Source organism: Streptomyces sp. NPDC111656, assembly GCF_055656965.1.
On the sequence record NZ_JBVKCA010000003.1, the window covers coordinates 14,436 to 35,179 of the forward strand.

Here is a 20,744-nt window from a genome sequence, read left to right on the forward strand (position 1 = left end):
CGCCCAGCCCGAGGCTCAGCCCACACACACCGCCTCGTAGCCGGCGGGAAATACGTTGGACCAGATCAGGGCGGCCAGGAGTGCGGCCACCAAAGCCGCGGCGCCTCCTGCTTCACCGGCCAGCATGGCCCTGGCGCGTTCGACGACACGCATCGTGCGTGCGGCCGGAGCGCGACCGGCCGGCGTGACGCCCCCCCCGTCGGCGACCGTCACCAGCCGCCACCGCTTCCGCTCACACTGGTGCATCTCCGGGGCGTCCTGGTGCGTCTCCGGGGCGTCGGCGCTCCGGCAGGCGATCACGGGTTCTGTCCTTCCTGTCGCGGCTGCTGACCGTCCGGCTGGTGCAGCTCCTCAGCCGAGGATTCGAGGATTAAACTAACCGATTAAACACGTTTATCCAGTTAGGATGAACGAGCCCGTGTAACCTGTCAATCGAATCAGTACGGTTAGGAGACGCGATGGTGGCCGACCGAGAGCAGCAGGACGCACTGCTGGAACTCCTCAACACGACGCCGGTGGTGGGCGGGGTCGTCCAGGACCAGCTGGCAGATCCGGAAGCGGCCAGGCCCTGGCAGCGGGTGCACGGCGGCAGCGGCACCCCGGACGAGCACCGGCACCTCCTGCAGGCGCGCGATGCCCTGCAGAGCGTGGTGCGCGCCACCCGGCCGGCCGCGGCGCTCGCCCCGCTCCTCAAGGACGTCACCTCCCACCCGCACCTCTCCCCCACCGGGGTGTCCTGGGAGATCGACGCCCCGCAAGAGCGCCGGATGGCGGTGGAGGCCGTCCTGGCCTGGAGCGCACTGCAGGAGACGATGCCCGGCCGCCTGCGGCCGTGTGCCAACCCGGAGTGCCGGCGGTTCCTCCTCGACCGCAGCAAGGCCAACAAGGCCCGCTGGTGCTCGATGGCCGTCTGCGGCAACAGGATGAAGGCCAGGCGCCACTACCAGCGCACCCGCGACGACGGCGCCGCCGAGTAACGAGTCAGCACGCGGCAGTGGTGGCCAGACCGTTGACATGACGGTGGCCGCACGGGTTGGTGAGAAGCAGAGCACCGCCAAGACCACCACCGTCAGTGACGGCTCGGGGCGCCTGCCGCGGTCCGGGGCCGCCCGGCCCGGCCGGATGCGCGACCAGGCCGCGCTGCGCACCGAAGGCATCGCCGAGCAGCTGCGGACACCTCCGCAGGTCGCTGCGACAGCCGACGAGGGCCACCGGGGTCCGGCCGACGGCCTCCCCGACCAGGTGCAGGCACCTCCATGCAAGGCGAAGGACGGAGCACCACCGGGCGGGAAGTACGCCTGGCGGGAGGCGCGCCGACGCCAGTCCTCGCGGATCTGACGCCAGTCCTCGCGGATCTGCGGGGAACACACCACCGGCGAGGTACAGAACCCGGCGTCCGAGCCGGATTGAGCGGGCAAGGGCCCGGAAAAGCGCGGCAAAGCCAGCAAGCCGAATGCGGCGGCTTCACCTCACGAGGAACGAAAACCGCATTCCTGCAGCGCCCACGCATTGCCGTCAGGATCGGTGAACTCCGCGAAGCTCGCGTAGTCGCGGTGCTCCGGGTCAACGCCGGGCTCGAAGCCGCCCTGCCACGTGTCGACCGGCGCCTTGTGCCTGATCTCCCCGACGTCGACACCGCGGCCCACCAACTCGGCCCGCGCACTCTGAAGATCGGGGACCACCAGGTACAGGCCCTTCACCGAGCCGGGCTCGGCGTCAGTGAGGCCCACCCCGATCTGCACCGAGCAGGCGGACCCGGGAGGCGTCAGCTGCACCACGCGGAAATCAGGGCTGGGCCCGTAGTCCACGTCGAGGTGGAAACCCAACCGCTCGGTGTAGAAGGCCAAAGAGCGGTCGACTTCACTCACGGGCAGGATGGCGACCTCGAGCTTGTACTCCATGTGGGCATTCTGGTGCAGCACGGCACCACCCGCTACCGCGCACTCATGCGTAATGTGGATGACCAGCCGAGGCAACACGAATAGAAAGCCCGATTTCCGCGCCCGCCCCAATCATTCGGAAAATCTCTGACCATGCCTCAAAGAATGCATGCCCACGAAACAGCGGCGGCACCTGCCAAGAACTAAGATCGACTCCAACCGCACAAATCAAAGCGCCATGAGGGGCTTTCCCGGCTGGCCGCCCACGCAGGAGAAGCACTATGGCGACGCTGCTGTCCGTCAACGTAGGGACGCCCAAAGACGTCTCCTGGCAGGGGAAGACCGTCCACACAGGAGCGTGGAAGAGCCCCGTCCACGGCCCGCGGATGGTCCGGCGGCTGAACATCGACGGAGACGGCCAAGGAGACCTCGCCGGGCACGGAGGCGAGATGAGGGCCGTCCTCGTCTACCAAGTGGAGTCCTACCAGTACTGGCAACAGCATCTCGGCCGCGACGACCTCACCTTCGGCATTTTCGGAGAGAACTTCACCGTCGACGGCCTGCCCGACGAGGAAGTGCGCATCGGCGACCGGTACCGCATCGGCGAAGCCGAATTCGAAGTCACCCAGCCCCGCGTCACCTGCTACCGCGTCGGCATGCGCCTGGGCGAACCCGACATGGCCTCCCTCCTCGTCGCCCACCACCGTCCCGGCTTCTACATGCGCGTCATCACCGAGGGACACATCCATGCCGGCAACGAAATCACCCTCACCCGCAAGGGCCCGGAAGAACTCAGCGTCGCCGACACCGACGCACTGCTCTACCTCCCCGACCGCGACCCCGCGAAGCTGCGCAAAGCACTGAACATCCCCGCCCTCAGCCCCGGATGGCAGCAGTCCTTCCGCGAACTCGCCGCCGCCCAGCCGCCCCGGCAGGAACCGGGATGGCCGGGCGAACTCACCAGCGCCCAGCAGCCCCGACAGGAACCGGGATGGCCGGGCTTCAAGACCATGCGCGTCGCCCGCATCGTCCCCGAGACCCCCACCGTCTCGTCGATCTACCTCGACACCACCGACAGCACACCACTGCCCGAGGCCCGTCCCGGCCAGTACCTCTCCATCCGCCTGGCCGTCGGCGAGCCCGCCCCCGCAGTGCGCAGCTACTCCCTGTCCTCCACACCTGAAGCCGGCACCTACCGCATCAGCGTGAAGCACGAGCCCCACGGCCGGGTCAGCGGCTATGTACACACCAGCCTCCGCCCCGGAGACCTCGTGGACATCGCCAGCCCCCGCGGGACCTTCGTCCTTGACGAAGGCACCGGCCCGGTCGTCCTCATCTCCGCGGGGATCGGTGCCACACCCGTGCTGGCCATGCTCCACCAACTCGCCGCCGCACGAGACCCACGCCCGGTGTGGTGGATCCACACCGCCCACGACCGCGCCCACCACGCCTTCGCGGACGAGACACGCACACTCCTGGCACAGCTCCCCAACGCCCACCAGCACGTCTACTACACCGCTGAAGCCCCACACCCTGATGAGCCCCACATCACCCAGGGCCGCCCGACCGCCGCATCGCTCGCGGCCATGGGCATCCCCGCCGACGCCGACGCCTACATCTGCGGGCCGCTCGCCTTCATGGACGACCTCGGCGGCCACCTGCGCGATCACGGTCTGCGCCCCGAGCGGATCCATACGGAACAGTTCAGCGCCCTGCCCGCCATCAACCCCGGCGTCACACCCACGGCCGCGATCCGACCGCACCAACCACCCGGCCCCCCGGGCACCGGCCCGCTCATCACCTTCGCCCGCAGCGGCATCACCACACCCTGGTCACCGGCCCACGCCTCCCTCCTCGACCTCGCCGAGGCCTGCGACATCCCCACCCGCTGGTCCTGCCGCACCGGCGTCTGCCACACCTGCATCACCCACCTCGTCTCGGGCGACATCACCTACACGCCCCAACCCCTCGACCCCCCCGAGCCCGGCACCCTCCTCGTCTGCTGCAGCCGACCCACCACTGAAGTCGTCCTCGACCTGTAGCCGCACGATCTGGGCAGCCGAAGAGCACATGTCCAGGGGCGAAGGCCACGCAGACCCGTACAAGACGTACGCGCGCCCCGTCGGCGCCGGGTTCATCGTCCTGATCGGCGGCGACGCCGACGGCCGCCAGGCCGACGTCCCCCACGGCGGCAATCCGGGCCCGGACCGCTCCGCGGGCGCGGCTCGAGCAGCGAGTCCCAGGTCTCGCCTCACTCGGCCGAACTCCGAACTCCGAACTCGCACTGGGCGCCCGACGGGCGGGCCCGGTCCAAGGACGCAACGGACAGCGGGCCGGACGGCCTGCAGAGCCCCAAGGCGTACATCTCCGGACTGACACGCCGTCCGGAAATCCGCCGGAGGCTCGATGCCGCCCGGCAGTTCACCCTGAAGGGTGGCAGCCATGGGTGAACCCAGAACACTGACGAAGCGTCATAAGCGTTCCCTGACAGGCAGGTTGGCGGCCGTCGCGGCCGCCCTCTGTCTCACCTCGGCCACCGCGGCCCTGCTGCCCGCGCCCTCCTCCGCCGCGACGGGGCCGGGCGGCGAGACGGTGGCCGAGGGCGGGCACACGGCCCGGATCAGCCGGACCGAGTACGGCATCCCGCACATCCTGGCCCGGGACTTCAACGGCCTCGGATACGGCTACGGCTACGCGTTCGCGCAGGACAACATGTGTGAACTCGCCGACCAGGTGGTGACCTTGCGGGGCGAGCGGTCCCAGTTCTTCGGGCCCGACGGGGAGTCCGGCGAGGGCTCCAACCTCGCGAGCGACACGTACTACACGGGGCAACGGCGCGCGGGCACCGTCCAGCGGCTGCTCGACCGGAAGGCGCCGCTGGGGCCGACGGCGGAGCTGCGCCGGATGGTCGAGGGGTACGCCGCCGGGTACAACCGCTATCTGCGCGACACGGGCGTCGGCAAGCTGCCGGACCCGCGCTGCAAGGGCAAGCCCTGGGTGCGGCCGATCACCCCGCTCGACCTGTGGAGCGTCGTGTACGACGTCAACAGGGTGACCGCGGAGGTGCCGCTGGCGCCGGACATCGGCGACGCGAAGCCTCCGGCGGCGGGCGCGGGCGGCACGGCGGCCTCCGGAACCCCGGACGGCAAGGGCACGGCGGCCTCCGGGACCTCCCGTGCGACGGCCGCGGCATCCGTCATCCCGGGCGCGCAGGGCCCCGCCACGGCCGGCGTCGGCAGCAACGGCTGGGCGCTCGGCCGGGACGCCACCCGCACCGGCAACGCGATGGTCCTCGCCAACCCGCACCTTCCCTGGACCGTCGGCAACTTCCGCTTGTACCAGGTGCAGTTGACGATCCCCGGCACCCTGGACGTGTCCGGCGCCGGCCTGTACGGCACTCCCCTGGTCGAGATCGGCCACAACCAGAGCCTCGCCTGGACGCACACCACGAGCGACGCCCAGCACGCCTCCTTCTACGCCTTGAAGCTCGTGCCCGGCGACCCGACCAGCTATGTGGTCGACGGCAAGGCCGAGCCGATGAAACGCCGCACGGTCCCGGTCACCGTCCGCGACGAGAACGGCAGACTGTCGACCGTCGACCGCACCCTGTACACCTCACGCTTCGGCCCGGTCCTCTCCTCCGCCTGGACCACGAAGACCGCCTACGCCGTCCGCGACGCCAACGCCGACAACCTGCGCTCCATGAACGCCTGGCTGGCTATGGGCAAGGCCCGCAACCTCGCCCAGCTGCGCACCGCCCAGAACACCTACCAGGGCATCCCCTGGACCTACACCCTCGCGGCCGACACCGGCGGCGGCACGTACTTCACCGACTCCTCGGCCGTCCCGCACCTCACCGACGAACAACTGGGGCGCTGCACCCTTCCGGCCGGCAACGAGACACCCGCCGCCCTGGACGGTTCGACGTCGGCCTGCGCCTGGGGCAGCGACCCCGACGCGCTCGTACCGGGCGTCTACGGCCCCTCCCACCAGCCGAAGCTGAACCGCACCGACTACGTCGCCAACTCCAACAACGGACCCCAGTACACCAACCCCGAGGCCCCCCTCACCGGCCTCCCGGGCGTGTACGACATCAATCCCCGCCTCGACCAGCGGGCCCAGCTCGGACTCCGCATGATCGCGCAGCGCGCGAACGGCACGGACGGACTCGGCGCTCCGGCCTTCACCCGGGCCACCCTGCGCGCGTCGATGCTCGGCAACCGCGTCCTGTCGGCCGAGACGGGCCGCGACGACGTGGTCGGCATGTGCCGCGCCCACCCACGCCTGACGGCCACGGACGGCACGGAGGTCGACGTACAGCAGGCGTGCACGACCCTCGCCCGCTGGGACACCCGCGCCGACACCACCAGCCGGGGCACCGCGCTCTGGATCACCTTCTTCAACCGCCTCCTCGACAACGGCCCGCCCGACACCTGGCGCCGCGTCCCCTACGACCCCGCCCAGCCCCTCACCACACCACGCGGCATCAACGGCGACGACGTACGCGTCCAGCACGCCCTGGCCGACGCCGTCCAGGATTTCGCCGCCCGTGACCTCCCGGTCGACACCGAGCTCGGCGCCGTCCAGAAGTGGGCCGGCATCCCGCTGCCCGGCTGCGACGTGGGCTGCTTCGACGTCATGGACGCCAGCCCCGACTCGGGCACCGGCACCCCGCCTGCCGGCGTCTTCGGCAGCAGCTTCCTGATGGCCGTCGAACTGACCCCGGACGGCCCCCGCGCCCACACCCTCCTCACCTACGGCCAGTCGTCGAACCCGGCCTCGCCCCACTACACGGACCAGACCCGCCTCTTCTCCCGCAAGCAGTGGGTCACCGAACGCTTCACACAGGCGGAGATCACCGGCGACCCGGCCCTGACGGTGACGACCTTGCACAGCTGACCCGGCGTGGAGCGGGCCGGTCCGGGCGCGGTGACCACCAGCACCCGGCCCGGCCCGAACTCCTGATCACTCACTGCCTGCCGCACGCCGGACGACGACACCGTCCGCCATCAGCCCTCCTGCCGCCTTCTCTTGCTCACGGCCCGGTCCGGCCGCATAGGCCAGCGGAGGTGCGATCGCCTGGACATCCGCTTCCTCCGCGACCCACAGCGCGATGAACAGCGCGGCGGTCGCCTCCAGGAGCCCCGCCCGTTCGAGACCGCCGCCGGCCACGGGCTCGCAGCCCACATCCCGCACCAACTCCCGTACGCGCGCGAGAGCTGCATGGTCGTCCCCGCAGACCGGAACGGCCAGTGGCCGCCCGTCGAAGACGGGCGGCCGCATGCGCCACACGTCCTCGTGGCAGAGATTGAACGCCTTGACCACATGGGCGCCCGGTGCCGCCGCGGCCAGCTGCCGCGCGGCCGAAGGACCTCCTTCCGTCAGCAGCCGGAAGCCCGGCCCGACCGGATTGGAACAGTCCAGCAGCACCTTGCCGTCCAGCGCCGCCCGCAGCTCCCGTGCCACGCCCGCTCCTGCGTCATAGGGCAGCGCGGCCAGCACGACCTGGCCGGACTCGGCCGCCGCACGCAGACTCGCAGGCTTCGCGCTGCCCCCGATGCGCGTCGCGAGCCGCTCCGCCTTGTCCGCGTCCCGTCCCCCGACGGTCACCTCGTGCCCGGCCCGCGCCCAGTGGGTGGCGAGTGCGTCCGCCATGTTGCCCGTTCCCAGCACGCCGATTCTCATCACGCGATTCCTCTCCGTGCCTGCTTCGACCTTCCGGGACGACGCTAGGCGGCCTGTCGGGCACCATGTGGTACGTGACGACCGACGCCTTCCTCGCCGACTGCCGCGCCCGCCTCGCCTTCGACCTGCTCTCCAACACCTGGAACGCCGTGGTGCTCTGGGCACTGCGTGAGGGTCCCCGGCGCCCGGTCGAACTGCGGGAGCGGATCGGGGGCATCAGCCCCAAGGTCCTCACCGAGACGCTGCGGCGCCTGCAGTTCAACGGACTGGTGGACCGGCACGCACATCCCGGAGCACCACCGCGGGTCGAGTACCGGCTCACCGCCCTGGGACGGACCTTGTTGGCCCCCATCGACGCCGTCGGAGCATGGGCCTTCGAACACGGTGATGAGGTCATGGCCGCCCAGCAAGCCGAATGCACCCCCACCACACAGCACCTGCCCTCCGGCGGTGCCTCACAGGGGTAACGCCCGGATCCCGACCGTCCGGCGGCACGGTGGAACGCACACGCTCGCTTCGTGGGGAAGATCTTGATCACCGGGATGTCGCAGGTGGTGCTGCTGAGTATCAAGCTCATCGGGCGGGCAAGGGCGCGTCACAGATCAGGCCCGCGTGGCAGGCGTCCCGGTAGGAGGACTCGTAGACACGTTCACCAGCAGCCTTCGCGCCGATCATGATCCCGCAGATGGCGACGGACATCACGAGCTGGGTGATGGCGACCGCACGTACCCGGCGGACTGCGGCCACGACAGCGGCCAGCAAGGCTGCTGCCGGCACGAACGCAGCCTTCTGCAGGTAGGGACCCGGAGAGGCGCCGTAGTGCTGCGGGTCCCACGACCAGTAGGACGAAGCCCAGGACAGCCAGACCAGGGCAAGGGCTGCCAGCTCGACAGCAGCCAGGGCCACGGCCACGCCCCGACCAGTACGTTCGGCATCTGCACTCACCCAGCGACAGTCGCCCCGGCAGGCACGCGGTGTCATGAGTACCCGTACTCAGACCCAGCACGTGGCGCCCACGGGCAGTGGTCGGCCGGACATCGGCATCACGGACGCCGCGAGCCGGCCGATCGCGACGCGCACCGGGCAGGCCCGTCCGGCGCCGCGGTGGGCCCGCGGGCGCCGGGTGCGCAGCCACTTGTTCAGGTCCCCGCGCCGTCACATGTGCGCAAGTGCGCCGCTCACTCGAAGGGAGTCAGGAAGTCCCGGGTGGCCAGGGCCCTGTTCACGATGCGGGTGTCGCCGATCCATCCGTAGAAGCCCTGCCCGAACTGCTCGTCGAACTGCGTGGCGCCGATGACGAAGGGCTTGCCGAGCGTGGTGATGCCGGTCGACGGCTGCGACGGATTGCGGGCGATCTTCGAGCCGTCCACGTACATCACCGTCCGGCGGCCGTCGTTGACGAGCGCGATGTGCATCCACCGGCCGACGGGCACGGCGTGGCTCCACGACGTGGGGTCCGCGTCCTGCTTGTAGGGGTAGACGACGAACTGGAGGAACCTCTCGGGCGACAGGTTGAGGCTGCAGGTGGGCTCCAGCGGGGACCAGCCGGTGGTCTTGCCCGCGTCTCCGTTGCGGCCCTCCCAGCTGAGGATGCCCATCCAGCTGTGGTCGCCCTCGAACGGCTCGGGCAGCATGAGATACGTCTCGATGGTGTAGCCGCCGGTGAACTTCTCGCTGTTGAGGGCGGCGCCCGCGGCGGTCGTCAGCACGGCACCGCGGTCCGGGCTCTTGCCGCCGTCGAAGCGGAGGCTGGCGTGTGCCGGCTGGCCGGGGTGGTGGTCCGCCGACCAGGTGAGCGCGTCGGGTCCGCTGGAGTGCAGCCGGCTCACGCTCAGATGGTTGCCGTTGCCCGTGAGGTCGCGCACGACCGCTCCGTCGGCCACGGTGGCGCCCGGCGATCCGGCCGCAGCCGTCCCGGACGCGTCGAAGCGCCAGTACGCGACCGTGCCGCGGGGCATCACGGCGGATGCCGGACGCGGCTTCGGCGGGACGGCCGGGGCGAAGCCCTTGAAGCGCTCGTCGAAGTCGACGCTCAGGCTGAACCGGTCGGTGGGGCCGGTCAGTTCGATCGTCTCCGCCTCCAGCGGCGACCGCTCGTGCGGGTCACGGGCGAGGAACCACGGCGAGAAGGTCTCGACGTCGATGACCTTGCGGACCAGGTCGAAACCGTACAGGCGGATCATCCCGGCGCCGCCGTAGTAGCGGTCCTGGTAGTTGGTGATGTGGACGTGGACATCGTTGTCGGCGTCGTTGGTCAACACCGTGCGCCCGGGCGGCCAGTAGTGGCCGCCCAGCGCGAGGAAGATCTGGTCGTTGCCGCGGATGAGACCGTCCCACAGCCGCCTCCCGTGGTCCGACAGCTGCGCCGCGCCGTCGTCGTCCGACCAGGCGAGGTCGTGCGTGGTGAGGACGGCGGGCAGCGTGGGGTGCGCGTCGAGGACCCCCTGCGCCCAGCGCAGTCCGTTGTCCGACACCCGCCAGTCGAGGGCGAGGACCAGCCACTCCCGGCCCGCCGCACGCAGTACGTGGTAGCTGTTGTAGCCGTCGGGAGAGGCGCCGCGGAAGGTCGGCATCGAGGCGTAGCGCTGGGGTCCGAACGCCGCGAGGTAGGCGGAGTCGCCGCGCTGGTCGTCGGTGGAGGAGCGGATGTCGTGGTTCCCCGCCAGGACGCTGTAGGGCACCTTGCCGTGGATGGTCCTGAAGGTGTCGGCGGCGAGTGCGATCTCCTGCTCGGTGCCGTGTTCCGTGACGTCACCGAGGTGCGTCATGAAGGCGATGTTCGCCTCCTCCCGCTCGGCGGCGAGGTAGCGGAACGTGGCGCGCAGGGGTGCCGGGTCGGAGCTGTCGGCGTCGAAGAGGTATTGCGTGTCGGGCAGGACGGCCAGCGCGAAGCGGGGGCTCTCGGTGTCGAAGTGGGACCGGCCGCCGCTGCGGGCTGCCGGGCCGGCGTGTGCCGGGGTCGCCTCGAGTGCGGTCGCCACCGCGCCGGCCGCGGGTATGGCGACCGCGGCCTGCAGCAGTGCGCGTCTGTCCAGCCGGTTGTGGTGCCCTGCTGTGCTCATGTGCCCTCCAGGTGGGGAACGTTGGGTTCGCAAGGCACAGTCCTGAGCGGCCGTGGCCACGTGGTGGCAGGTAGCTGAACGCCGAATTCTGTTCGCCGCACGTTTGGCTTCCGTCGCCGTGGTGCGGGGCGGGGTGCGCTGTCGGAAGAACAGCTCGCGTGCGTTGTCCCGGCCGGCCGGCTCGCCCGCTGCCTCCTTCGCCCTCTCCCCTGGGGTCCTCCCCCGGGCTCCTGCGAGCGGTTCGGCGAGGCCGGCGAACACGCGTAACGCTGCCGTCTGCGAGGGGAATCGGCTCCGCCAGCCCCCCGGTCCGGCCCCGCCATGTCGACGGGGCGCGGCCCGGGGGCGGGAGCAGCCGGGCAAGAGGGTCGTGGCCGTACAGCGTGAAGCGGCCGCCCCTCGTACGGGCTGCCCCTCGCACGGACTGCCCCTCGCACGGGCCGCCCCCTGCACGGGCCGCCTCTTCAGAGCCGGCAGCGGTGCCCGGCCGTCTGCCCGGCTCGCGCAGGGCCTCCGGCCGGATCCCGCTCACCGGGCCGGGGGCAGGCCCCGTCACCGTTCCTGTGGCCTGCCCCCGAGCGGCAGGCCCTCGGCGTCCCGTCGTCGGCCGGGCGGCCGGGCGGCGGGTCAGGCGTGGTTCTGCTCGTGCTGGTGCGCCGCGACCAGGGCCTCGATCATGTCGACGGTGCTGCCCTCGTGGTCGCTGCCGGCCGTTCCGCTGCCCTGCTGGATGTTCGCGGTCCGGTCCACCTCGAGGATGGAGTCGGCGTGCGAGTTGTCGAGGACGGTGATCAGGCTGTCGCCCGCGGCCGCCGGTGTTGCCGCGGTGCCCAGCAGGGCCGCCGCCAGCACGGCGGCCGTGCGCAGTCGCGGTGGCGGGACGCGTGCCGGTGTCACGCGCTCACGCCCTGGGGTTCCGGCCGCAGCCGGGCGATGTTGCGCTCCAGCAGCTGGGTGGCGGTCTTGACGCCGACGCCGTCCGCCGTGTTCACCGCGGGGAGCCGGCCGTCCGCCCTTCTGAGGTCGGCGAGCGCGGAGTGCATGGCCTGGTGGGCCGCGAACAGACACGGTGTGCTGTAGATGGCGACGTCCACGCCGAGTTCGGACAGTTCGGTCAGCGAGAGCCGGGGTGACTTGCCGCCCGCGATCTGGTTGAACAGCAGGGGCTTGTCGCCGACCACCTTGCGGATCCGCCGGATCCATTCCACGCTGCGTACTCCGTCGACCAGCACCACGTCCGCGTCGGTCGCGGCCAGTTTCTCGGCCCGGTGCAGGATGTCGTTCTCGTCGGTGGCGTCCGTACGGGCCACCACCACCAGGTCCTGCCGGGTCGCCAGGACCATCTCCAGCTTGGCGAGGTACTCGGACAGCGGCAGCACCTGCTTGCCGTCGGCGTGTCCGCACCGGCGCGGGCGCTTCTGGTCCTCCAGGATCACTCCCGACGCCCCGGTCCGCTCCAGTCCCTCCACGACATGGCAGGCGACCTCGGGGTCGACGTATCCGTCGTCGATGTCCACCAGGAGGTGGTGGCGCGGGAAGGCGCCCCGCAGCCGCTGGACGAACGCCATCATGTCCGGCCAGGCGATGAAGCCGATGTCCGGCAGTCCATAGTACGAGGCCGCGAAGCCGAAGCCGGAGACGAACATCCCGTCGTAGTGCTCGGCCGCGATCGACGCCGAGTACATGTCATGCACGCCGATCAGCGGGGTGGTCTCCGGCCCGGCGATCTGTTCCCTCAGTTTCGTCCCGTAGGTCAACGTCCGGTTCCTCTCGTGGGGTTGGACACGTCGCGCGGAGAGGGCCGCCGCAACACGACTGCCCTTTGCCAGAACAAGAGGATCCCTATAGCGACACCTGGCTCTCTCCTTGGGAGGGCTTTACTCACCTCAATGGCGCAAGCGGTTCACCGGAGAAACGTCACTGGTCCTCCGTCCGGGCCGCCCGGTTGATCCCGCCGGGGCGGGCGGACGCGGGAGCCCGGGTCCGCGCAGGCGGCCGGGGCGCGGCCGAGGGGGTGCACAAGACCCGGCCGGCGTCCTGTTCCCGGCACCAGACCAGCCGGGGGGGGCGCCGCGGTCCCCGGCGTTCAAAAAAAGCAGCCCCGCCTCCGGGAGACCGGAGGCGGGGCTGTGCGGAGCGCCGGGCAGGCCTTGCACCTGCATCTCCCCGCAGGAAGCGGGGCGTCTTTCCTTGGACCACCAACGCGAGGCCGGCCGCCGGAAGTTCGGGCGTCTTGCTCAAGATCAATGATAGCGCAGTCCCAGCGTCCCGGATCACGCGGCGGCGCAGGGACCGGGCCGGCTGCCGTGCGGGGCAGCGTCCGGGTCCTCGGGTGTTCAGGGCAGCGCGATGGTGACTTCGTCCTCGACCGGCGGGTCGAGTTCCTGCGCGCGGTTTCCGGTGGCCGCGAAGCAGCGCAGCCGGACCGATTCCGGGGTGACGTCCAGGCGCAGGAAGCACTTGAAGAAGGGCGGGCTGTAGGTCGCCGAGCTCGGTGAGAAGAGCTGGGTGTAGATCTTCCGTACGGGCAGGCGGAAGCGCGAGGTGCGGTCGGGGCGGCCGCCCGCGCCCAGCAGGTTCGCGATGAGACGGGTGCGCCGGGTGACGCGGGCGGGCGGGCCCTGGGTGCGGGTCGGCGGGATGCCGAGGCGCTCGGCGACGACGGCTGTCGCCTCGGCCTCGGTGAGGGTGAACAGGCGGCGCAGGCGGAGCCGGTGTCCGTAGAGCCTGCTGTAGAAGGCGAGGGAGTCGCCGCGCAGCGGGTAGCAGCGGAACTCCTGCTCGGTGACGTTCGCGACGGAGACGCGGGGGATGGTGTGGGTGGCGTGCATGAAGGCTCCGCCGCCGCCCGACACCACGTACTGGATGGTGCGGCCGTCGACCTGCACCGGGTAGCGCTGGTAGTTGTGGATGTCGCCGCCTATGGCCGCGAGGTAGCGGTGGTCCGGGTCGCGGACGAGGTCGTCGACGGTGCCGCCGCCTTCGATGGGGCAAGGGTGGTGTTCGCCGTCCACGTACAGGGGCGAGCCGGTGACGAGGATCTTGGGGAGAGGTCCCTTGGACACCTCGCGCAGCCATGCGCCCTGTTCGGCGTCGATGGTTCCCAGCAGTCCCGTGTCGATGCCTATGATCCGCACCGGACCGGCGTCGATGGCCCAGTACGGGCCCGGCTGGACGGCTTGTTGGGCCGGTGAGGAGCGCAACTTGCGTGCTTCGGTGAGGTGTTGTCCGTCGGCCGGGTGCGGCCGGTGCCACAGCAGTGACCGCAGCCAGGCCCGTGAGAGGGGGCGCGGCGCGGGCTGTGGGGCGAGTGGCCGGGCGTCGTCGCAGAAGACGCGCATGAAGCCGCCGAGGTCTTCGTACCAGTCGTGGTTGCCGGGTATCGCGTATATGGGTGCCTGGTAGTCCTGGTACGGGCGGAAGAACTTCGTGCCGTAGTCGTCCGTCCGGCCGACGGGGTAGATCACGTCGCTGGCGATGACGGCGAATTTCGTGTCCTGACTGGCTTTCAGGAAGCCGGGGACGACGGCGTATTGGGGATCGTCGCCCTCGCCGGTGTCTCCGATGACCATGAAGGAGAAGTGGTCCGGGTCGTCGCGCCGGATCACCTTGGTGGCGGGTGCTCCGGCGGCCGTCCGCTGTGCCACCCAGCGGCTGCGGGTGCGGCCCGTGGGATCTCCGAACCAGGAGGCCAGTACGCCGTTGCGTGCGGCCCACAGGGTCTTCGGGTTGAGCCATGAGAGCTTGTCGACCTGGTACGGCATGAGGTGCTTGTACTCGCCGTGTTCCAGGGTGCCCCAGCCGGCGCCTTCGGCGGTATCGCGTGAAGAGTCAGACACCGGTGAACCGTAGCAACGGTCCGGGAACGGGCCGGGGATGGGGTGCGTGGCGACGCTGCCGTCGCTGCGTGCTCCAGGGGGGAGGACGTCGGGTTCGCCGTCGCTGCGCGGCCGCGACGGGAGGCCGGGCAGGAGTGAGGCCGCCGGGCACGGCCACGGGCGCGAGTGGTGCGTCTGGCACGCGTCTCACCCCGCCGCCTTGTCGGGCCGCGGGGTGACAGGCAGGGGCAGGGGCAGGCGGCGGCCGGTTCGGCCGTCAGTGCTCGGTCAGCTGCTGCTCCCCCGGCAGGCGCCGGCCGCGCACGTGTCGAGCCAGGCGGCGAAGTCCGCGTCGTAACGGGTGCCGATGCCGGTGTTGTAGAGCGCATAGGCTCCGGCGTAGTCGCCGGTGCGGAACTTGGTGAGCATGGCCTGCACGTCGTCCGGGTGGTTCTCAAGCATGTAGCGGACGGCCAGGTAGCCCCATGGGTAGGTGCGGGTCAGGTCGGAGTTGGCGTACGTGCTCTGCCACAGGGTGCTCAGGGCGTAGGTGTGCTTCCCGGCATCAAGGAGCGCCTCGGTGTCGGGCACGCCCCGGTAGCTGTACGAGACGTACTCGGCGAAGCCCTCGATCCACCAGATGTCCGGGACCGTCTGGCCCGCGGAGAAGTCGCCGTAGGTGTCGTAGCGGCCGTCGAGGTAGTGGGTGTACTCGTGGTTCAGGTTCCAGATGTCCGCCGGGAAGCCGTCGCCCGCGCTCTTCACGTAGGCGACGAAGCGGGCCTGGTTGTCGGGGTCGGCGGGGTTGCCCTCCAGGTATTCGCCGCCGTTGTCGGTGCTGTTGCCGAAGATCCAGCCTGAGTAGGTCTGGTAGTCCCTGGGGCTCGCGAAGACGACGATCTGGATGTCGGTGTTGTGGTCGTCGGCGACCGGGCCGCTGTCTTTGACGATGCCGTGGACGTAGGCGTCCTGTCCCTGCACGCTCTTGCAGGCCTCGGCGAGCGCCGGGCCGGTCAGGGACTGGGCCAGGAACGTGTGCCCGTCGTCGCACGTGTAGGTGAGGGGCAGTGCCGCCGCGGTGAGCTGGGACGTCAGGTCGCAGGTGTCGTAGTACGAGCATTGGGCCGCGTCGTGCGCGGAGGTCATCTCGGCGGCGCCGACCCACAGCGCAGCGGTCGGGCCGGTGATCGAGGAGGCGTCGAGCAGGCCCTTCACCATCGGCCGCACCTTGTCCTTGAGCCCGGCCGTGTCGAGGAAGCGTGCCGTCTCCGTTCCGGCGTTGGAGGCCATGAAGTACCAGGTCCCGCTCAGCATCGGCAGGTGGTTCAGGGTGAACGAGTTCAGCGTGTCGATGATGCCCGGGTCGGCGGTGACCGCGCTGATGAACGCGGGGTTGAAGTGGCCGCGGAAGAGCGGGGTGAAGACGTCGTTGACGGCCGTGTCCATGCTCCAGTAGGCGTCGTAGGAGCTGTCGTAGGCGTTCAGCACTCGCTGGTACGTGTCCAGGTAGCGGGCCTGCTCGTTGGCGCTGTCCGTCAGGATGATGACGTCGCCCAGGATGTTGCCGTGTTCCGAACTGACGTCCATGAAGTGGGAGTTGGCGGTGAACGTGTCCAGTCCGCCTTCGGTGGCCGCGGCCAGGGTCGGGCCGTAGTCGCCGACGTCGGCCGAGTCGTTGTACTGCACGTAGTAGCCGGCGCGCAGGAACAGCACGAGCTGCCACACGTGGGTGGAGTTGTCGCCGGGGTACGTCTGCGACGCGTCCTGCAAGGCTCCTGCGACGGTCACCATCTGCGCCTCGCGGAACACGTTGCGGGCGTCGGTGCCGGTGATGCCGAACAGCGTATTGATGCAGTCGGTGGTCGAGTCCTGGATGTACGCGAGCAGTTCGGATCCGGTACGGGTGCCGAAGTCGGCCGGGGTGCACGACGCGGCTGCCGCGTGTTTCGCGGCTTGGGGAGGCCGTATGGCCTTCGAGGTCGAGGAGGTCTGCGGCAACTGCGGGCTGAGCGGCCGGACCTGGGCGGCGGCCAGTCGCCCGCTCTGGACGTCTGCCTGCTCGGACGCAGCGGTGTTCGCGCCGAGCGGCGACAGCGCGCGCGGCCTGGGCCTGGTCGCGGCGGTGGTCGTGGGAGCAGCCGTCGCGGCGGCCTTCGGTCCGGCGGCTGCGAGGGCCGGTGCGGCCGGCAGGCCTGCCATCAGGGCGCTGACCACCAGGCTGACGGCCAGGAATCCGGACGCGCATCTGAACGTGAATCTGGACGTGAATCCGGGCGGACTTCCGGGATGGAATCGGGGCAGGGCAGGTCGACGACGCATCCATGCTCCTTCGTGAGTGGGGGGTCGCTTCGAGCACGAGCGGCGAGGCGTGGGGGGAACGTCCCACCCACCGTGGCCGATGACAACGGACCGGGGGATACGACAATGGAGGGGCGGGCCATAACATCGGTGCCCGCAGAGGCAGTTGACGGTCAGGGCGGGACGCCGAGCAGGTCTTCGCCTGGTGTTATGCCTGCGGCGGGAAAACGGTATGGGGCGGGGCGGCCCCCTGCTCCCTACGATCCCGGCATGACGACGAAGAAGCCGCTCCACACCGGTTCGCACGACCTTCCGGTCTCCTCGGCGCTCGCCGAGTTCCTCATGGGGAACTGGGAGTCTTCGCCGCGGGCCGATCCGCCCCCGCAGTCGATCGCACCGTGGGCGGCCAAGCGGCGCGACCGGCTGTCCGCGCGCTTCCCCGGCGAACGGCTCGTCGTTCCCTCAGGCGTCCTCAAGGTGCGCAGCAACGACTGCGACTACCGGTTCCGCCCGCACACCGCGTTCTCGTACCTGACGGGCGGCACCGAGCCGGACAGCGTCCTGATCCTCGAACCGACCGGCTCTGGTCACGAGGCGGTGCTGCACGTCCGCCCGCGATCCCCGCGCGACACCGGGGAGTTCTACCGCGACCGCCGCTACGGCGAGATCTGGGTCGGCCGCCGCGCCACCCTCGACGAGACCTCCTCACTGCTCGGCGTGGCGACCCAGGGCCTCGACGACGTGCCCGCCCGGCTGAACGGCGCGCGGCCGGCCCGCTTGCTGCGCGGCGTCGACCCGGAGATCGACGCGCTCCTGGACAGCACCGGCCGCGAAGAGGCCGACCTCGAATTCGCCTCGTTCCTCTCCGAGATGCGCCTGGTCAAGGACGAGTGGGAGGTCGAGCAGCTGCAGATCGCGGTGGACGCCACGGCGGCCGGATTCACCGACGTCGTGCGCGCACTGCCCGAGGCCGTCCGCCATCCGCGCGGCGAACGCTGGGTCGAGGGCGTCTTCGGCCTGCGCGCCCGCCTCGAGGGCAACGGCCTCGGCTACGAGACGATCGCCGCCGCCGGAGCGCACGCGTGCGTACTGCACTGGATCGCCAACGACGGTCCGGTCCGTCCCGGGGACCTGCTGCTGCTCGACGCCGGCGTCGAGTCGGACACGCTCTACACCGCCGACATCACGCGCACCCTTCCGGTGAGCGGCATCTTCACCGCCGCGCAGCGCGACCTCTACGACCTCGTGCTCGCCGCGCAGGACGCGGGTATCGCGGCGGTCCGGCCGGGCGCGCGCTTTCGTGACTTCCACCTCGCCGCGATGCGGGTCATCGCCGAGGGGCTGCACTCCTGGGGCCTGCTCCCGGTGACGCCGGACGAGGCCCTTGAGCCCGGGAGCGGCCTGTTCCGCCGCTACACGTGGTGCAGCAGCGGCCACATGCTGGGCATGGACGTCCACGACTGCGCCGCGGCCCGTGCCGGGCAGTACCTGGACGGCGTCCTGGAGGCGGGCCACGTCCTGACCGTCGAGCCGGGCCTGTATCTCCAGCCGGACGACCTGACGCTGCCGCCGGAGCTGCGCGGCGTCGGCGTGCGCATCGAGGACGATCTGGTCGTCACCCAGGACGGCGCCCGCCTCATGTCGTCGGCGCTGCCGCGCACCGCGTCGGCGATCGAGACGTGGATGGGCGAGCTCCTGGCCTGACCCTGCGCCCCGGGGTGCGGGCGCCGCCGTAACCGGCCCTAGGAATATGGCAGACGGAACGTCTGCGCCGCCCACGCCTGGAAGTGCGCCGACCGTGTGATGAGGTCGCGGTAGGACGCGTGCGCGGAGCTGAACAGTGTCTCCGTGATGTCCTGCGTGACCTGGTCGCGGCGCCATGCGAGCAGATAGCGGGTCCACAGCGGTGTGCCGGCCAGCGGTTTGACGATCACGCCCCGGTTCGGCCGGGTCGTAGCCTGCACGATGGAGACGCCGAGTCCCTCGGCGATCATGTCCTGGAGCTGGAGCCGGTCACCGAGGTACTCGTGGACGGCCGCGGGCGTGAACCCGGCTGCCGCGCAGGCCGCGTAGAACACGCCCGGCCAGCCGGCACCGTCGTCGGGGGTCAGGAACCAGGCCTCGTCGGCGAGTTCGGCGAGGGGGACCTCCATGCGGTGCCTGAGCCGGTGACCGGCGGGCAGGGCTACGAACGCGGGTTCGTTGACGATCTCGCGATGCGCCACGGCCGCGGAGTGCCGCAGTTCCATTCCGGGGTAGTCCGCGGCGATCGCGGCGTCCAGTTCGCCCTGCTCCAAGTGCTCGACTATCTCCGACGACGGGTAGACGCTGCTCACCGTCAGCGTGAGATCGGGCCTCCGGCTGCGTATACGGACGACCATGCCGGACAGGACGGGCGAGTTGGTCGCCGCAAGGCGCAGGGCCCGGGGTGCTTTGACGCCGTCCCTCGCCGGACGGCGCCTGATGGCATCCGCACGGGCCAGAATGTCGCGCGCCTGGGTCAGGACCTCAAGGCCGTACTGGGTCGGCTCGACTCCCGACGCGGTACGCACGAACAAGTCCTCGCCGAAGAGCCGCTCGATGCGGCGCAGTTGGGTGCTCATCGCCGGCTGCGAGTACTTCAGGAGTGCCGCGGCCCGCCCCAGACTCCCGGCGTCGGCGATCGCACACAAGGTCCGCAGATGCCGAAGCTCCAGGTCCATCGTCCGGGCTCCTCGTCTCGACGCCCCTGCCGTCCGCGGTCACCGGGCGACTCTAGCGGTGGTTCATCGCGGGGTCACCTTGCCTCCGTGATGGGCCGGACAGAACCTGGGCCGGCACTCCCCCAGCGCGGAGTCCCTCCGCTTCTGGCTGCCAAGACCGCTAGGCTGACATCTGCGGGGCATGCTTTCGCCGCCGCCGGTCCGACCCTGTGTATCGGGCAGAACGAAAGACCAGGGCATGATCGAAAAGGCATCGGATGCCACCGCGCGATCCCGCTGGGCCCCGGCGCCGGATCAGCTGCCTGGTGACCTCACCGAGCTCATCGGTCCCACCCAGGGCACGGTCGTCCTCCCTCTTCACCTGGCGTGGTCGGGGCTGCGCGCGTTCGATCTCGGTGATGAGAAACTGCTGCTGGGGATGTACCGGATCGTCTTGCTCAACGGCAGACGCGAGGACTACACCTGCTATCTCGACGCCGCACAACTGATCGCGCATTGGCCGATCCTGCGCAAGATGCTCGGCCGCGGTGTGCGCACCGCGTGGGAGGACCGCTTCGCACAGTTGCAGCCGGCGGCTGCCGCGTGACACTGCCCGGCCTGCCCGACCACCACCGCCGCCTGCTCGCCGACGCACTCACGGCCGGGCGCCCGTTCGGACTTGCACTGATGGGAGGCTACGCGGTTCAGGCGCATGGCATTGTCCACAGGCCCAGCCAGGACCTCGACTTTGCCACAGAGCATCCGGCAGCGATGCACGAAATCATCGAACAGCTGGTACTCGGCCTGAGCGGGCGAGGCTGGCAGGTTGACGTCCACGCTGCCCGGCACCTCTACAGCGCCGGAGAACTGGAAGGCCTGGCCGCACGGCGCCCGGAGGAGTTCGATCTGCAGAGCTCCATGACCGGCTGGAAAGCCTGGAATGGATCAGCGATGCGGAATTCGAGGCTTACGGACTGGACGCGGCTGATATCACTGAGCTCCGGAGCTGGGCGCAGGAATGGCTGGATGATGTTGCGCAGCGACTCGCTGAGCCCTACACGGAGCCGAACGAGTAACGGCGGTAGTCGGCATCCAAACCGCCCTACCCTCATTTCACAGGAGCGGTGCTCCGCCAACGCGCTGCCCCTGCGGGCCGAATAGCCCCCCTATACGAGGATCGCTGTCCGGGGGAAATGAGGGGACGGCCGGCATGCCGTGGTTCCGCACACGCGGAGATGGTCTTCGTCACCCAACCGGCCGCATCCAAGCTCCAGCAACTGCTCTACCCAGCATCCTCCTGGACACCGGCGATCCGGCACC

General features: G+C 70.4%; 17 protein-coding genes. 7 read left to right on the top strand and 10 right to left on the bottom strand.

The window, feature by feature from the left end; translation table 11 throughout:
• Positions 1-15: 15 nt before the first annotated feature.
• Entirely contained in the window at positions 16-300 is a 285-nt protein-coding gene (locus tag ACZ7M3_RS10360) for a hypothetical protein (protein WP_472062258.1), read from the bottom strand.
• 158 nt (positions 301-458) lie between these two features.
• On the opposite strand from ACZ7M3_RS10360, the gene ACZ7M3_RS10365 reads away from it, so the two are divergent.
• Both ACZ7M3_RS10365 and ACZ7M3_RS10370 read left to right on the top strand, forming a co-directional pair.
• Entirely contained in the window at positions 459-977 is a 519-nt protein-coding gene (locus ACZ7M3_RS10365) for a CGNR zinc finger domain-containing protein (RefSeq protein ID WP_472062260.1), read from the top strand.
• Between the two features lie 37 nt (positions 978-1,014).
• On the top strand, positions 1,015-1,338 hold the full coding sequence (locus ACZ7M3_RS10370; protein WP_472062262.1) for a hypothetical protein: 324 nt from the start codon (positions 1,015-1,017) through the stop codon (positions 1,336-1,338).
• 131 nt (positions 1,339-1,469) lie between these two features.
• Here the strand turns inward: ACZ7M3_RS10370 and ACZ7M3_RS10375 are convergent, their stop codons facing one another.
• The gene (locus tag ACZ7M3_RS10375) at positions 1,470-1,901 is read right to left on the bottom strand and encodes a VOC family protein (RefSeq protein ID WP_472062263.1); all 432 of its coding nucleotides are present in this window, start codon (positions 1,899-1,901) and stop codon (positions 1,470-1,472) included.
• A 260-nt stretch (positions 1,902-2,161) separates the two neighbouring features.
• Between ACZ7M3_RS10375 and ACZ7M3_RS10380 the strand changes: the two genes are divergently transcribed.
• Together ACZ7M3_RS10380 and ACZ7M3_RS10385 are read left to right on the top strand one after the other, a co-directional pair.
• The gene (locus ACZ7M3_RS10380) at positions 2,162-3,922 is read left to right on the top strand and encodes an MOSC domain-containing protein (RefSeq protein ID WP_472062265.1); all 1,761 of its coding nucleotides are present in this window, start codon (positions 2,162-2,164) and stop codon (positions 3,920-3,922) included.
• Positions 3,923-4,322: 400 nt separating this feature from the next.
• A complete protein-coding gene (locus ACZ7M3_RS10385; protein WP_472062267.1) occupies positions 4,323-6,779 on the top strand; it encodes a penicillin acylase family protein in 2,457 nt (818 codons plus the stop codon).
• Positions 6,780-6,845: 66 nt separating this feature from the next.
• On the opposite strand, the gene ACZ7M3_RS10390 is transcribed toward ACZ7M3_RS10385, so the two are convergent.
• Entirely contained in the window at positions 6,846-7,565 is a 720-nt protein-coding gene (locus ACZ7M3_RS10390) for an NADPH-dependent F420 reductase (protein WP_472062269.1), read from the bottom strand.
• 74 nt (positions 7,566-7,639) lie between these two features.
• Between ACZ7M3_RS10390 and ACZ7M3_RS10395 the strand changes: the two genes are divergently transcribed.
• Positions 7,640-8,032: a winged helix-turn-helix transcriptional regulator gene (locus tag ACZ7M3_RS10395; protein ID WP_382142965.1), complete on the top strand. Its 393-nt coding sequence runs from the start codon at positions 7,640-7,642 to the stop codon at positions 8,030-8,032.
• A 106-nt stretch (positions 8,033-8,138) separates the two neighbouring features.
• Here ACZ7M3_RS10395 and ACZ7M3_RS10400 read toward each other — a convergent pair whose 3' ends face one another.
• The 6 genes from ACZ7M3_RS10400 to ACZ7M3_RS10425 all read right to left on the bottom strand — a co-directional run bounded on the left by ACZ7M3_RS10400 (position 8,139) and on the right by ACZ7M3_RS10425 (position 16,764).
• A complete protein-coding gene (locus ACZ7M3_RS10400; RefSeq protein ID WP_472062271.1) occupies positions 8,139-8,510 on the bottom strand; it encodes a DUF6234 family protein in 372 nt (123 codons plus the stop codon).
• Positions 8,511-8,743: 233 nt separating this feature from the next.
• The gene (locus ACZ7M3_RS10405; RefSeq protein ID WP_472062273.1) at positions 8,744-10,627 is read right to left on the bottom strand and encodes a LamG-like jellyroll fold domain-containing protein; all 1,884 of its coding nucleotides are present in this window, start codon (positions 10,625-10,627) and stop codon (positions 8,744-8,746) included.
• Between the two features lie 627 nt (positions 10,628-11,254).
• Positions 11,255-11,524: a hypothetical protein gene (locus ACZ7M3_RS10410; RefSeq protein WP_472062275.1), complete on the bottom strand. Its 270-nt coding sequence runs from the start codon at positions 11,522-11,524 to the stop codon at positions 11,255-11,257.
• Positions 11,521-12,384: an isocitrate lyase/PEP mutase family protein gene (locus ACZ7M3_RS10415; RefSeq protein WP_472062277.1), complete on the bottom strand. Its 864-nt coding sequence runs from the start codon at positions 12,382-12,384 to the stop codon at positions 11,521-11,523. The genes ACZ7M3_RS10410 and ACZ7M3_RS10415 overlap by 4 nt, the downstream gene beginning before the upstream one ends.
• A gap of 579 nt (positions 12,385-12,963) precedes the next feature.
• A complete protein-coding gene (locus ACZ7M3_RS10420; protein ID WP_472062278.1) occupies positions 12,964-14,466 on the bottom strand; it encodes a metallophosphoesterase family protein in 1,503 nt (500 codons plus the stop codon).
• 267 nt (positions 14,467-14,733) lie between these two features.
• Positions 14,734-16,764, bottom strand: a complete 2,031-nt coding sequence (locus ACZ7M3_RS10425) for a collagenase (protein WP_472062280.1) — start codon at positions 16,762-16,764, stop codon at positions 14,734-14,736.
• A 249-nt stretch (positions 16,765-17,013) separates the two neighbouring features.
• On the opposite strand from ACZ7M3_RS10425, the gene ACZ7M3_RS10430 reads away from it, so the two are divergent.
• Complete coding sequence (locus ACZ7M3_RS10430; protein WP_472062282.1) at positions 17,014-18,447, top strand: aminopeptidase P family protein; 1,434 nt, start codon at positions 17,014-17,016, stop codon at positions 18,445-18,447.
• Between the two features lie 38 nt (positions 18,448-18,485).
• Here the strand turns inward: ACZ7M3_RS10430 and ACZ7M3_RS10435 are convergent, their stop codons facing one another.
• Complete coding sequence (locus ACZ7M3_RS10435; protein ID WP_472062284.1) at positions 18,486-19,445, bottom strand: LysR family transcriptional regulator; 960 nt, start codon at positions 19,443-19,445, stop codon at positions 18,486-18,488.
• Positions 19,446-19,683: 238 nt separating this feature from the next.
• On the opposite strand from ACZ7M3_RS10435, the gene ACZ7M3_RS10440 reads away from it, so the two are divergent.
• Complete coding sequence (locus tag ACZ7M3_RS10440) at positions 19,684-20,031, top strand: hypothetical protein (protein WP_452981016.1); 348 nt, start codon at positions 19,684-19,686, stop codon at positions 20,029-20,031.
• Positions 20,032-20,744 lie beyond the last annotated feature (713 nt).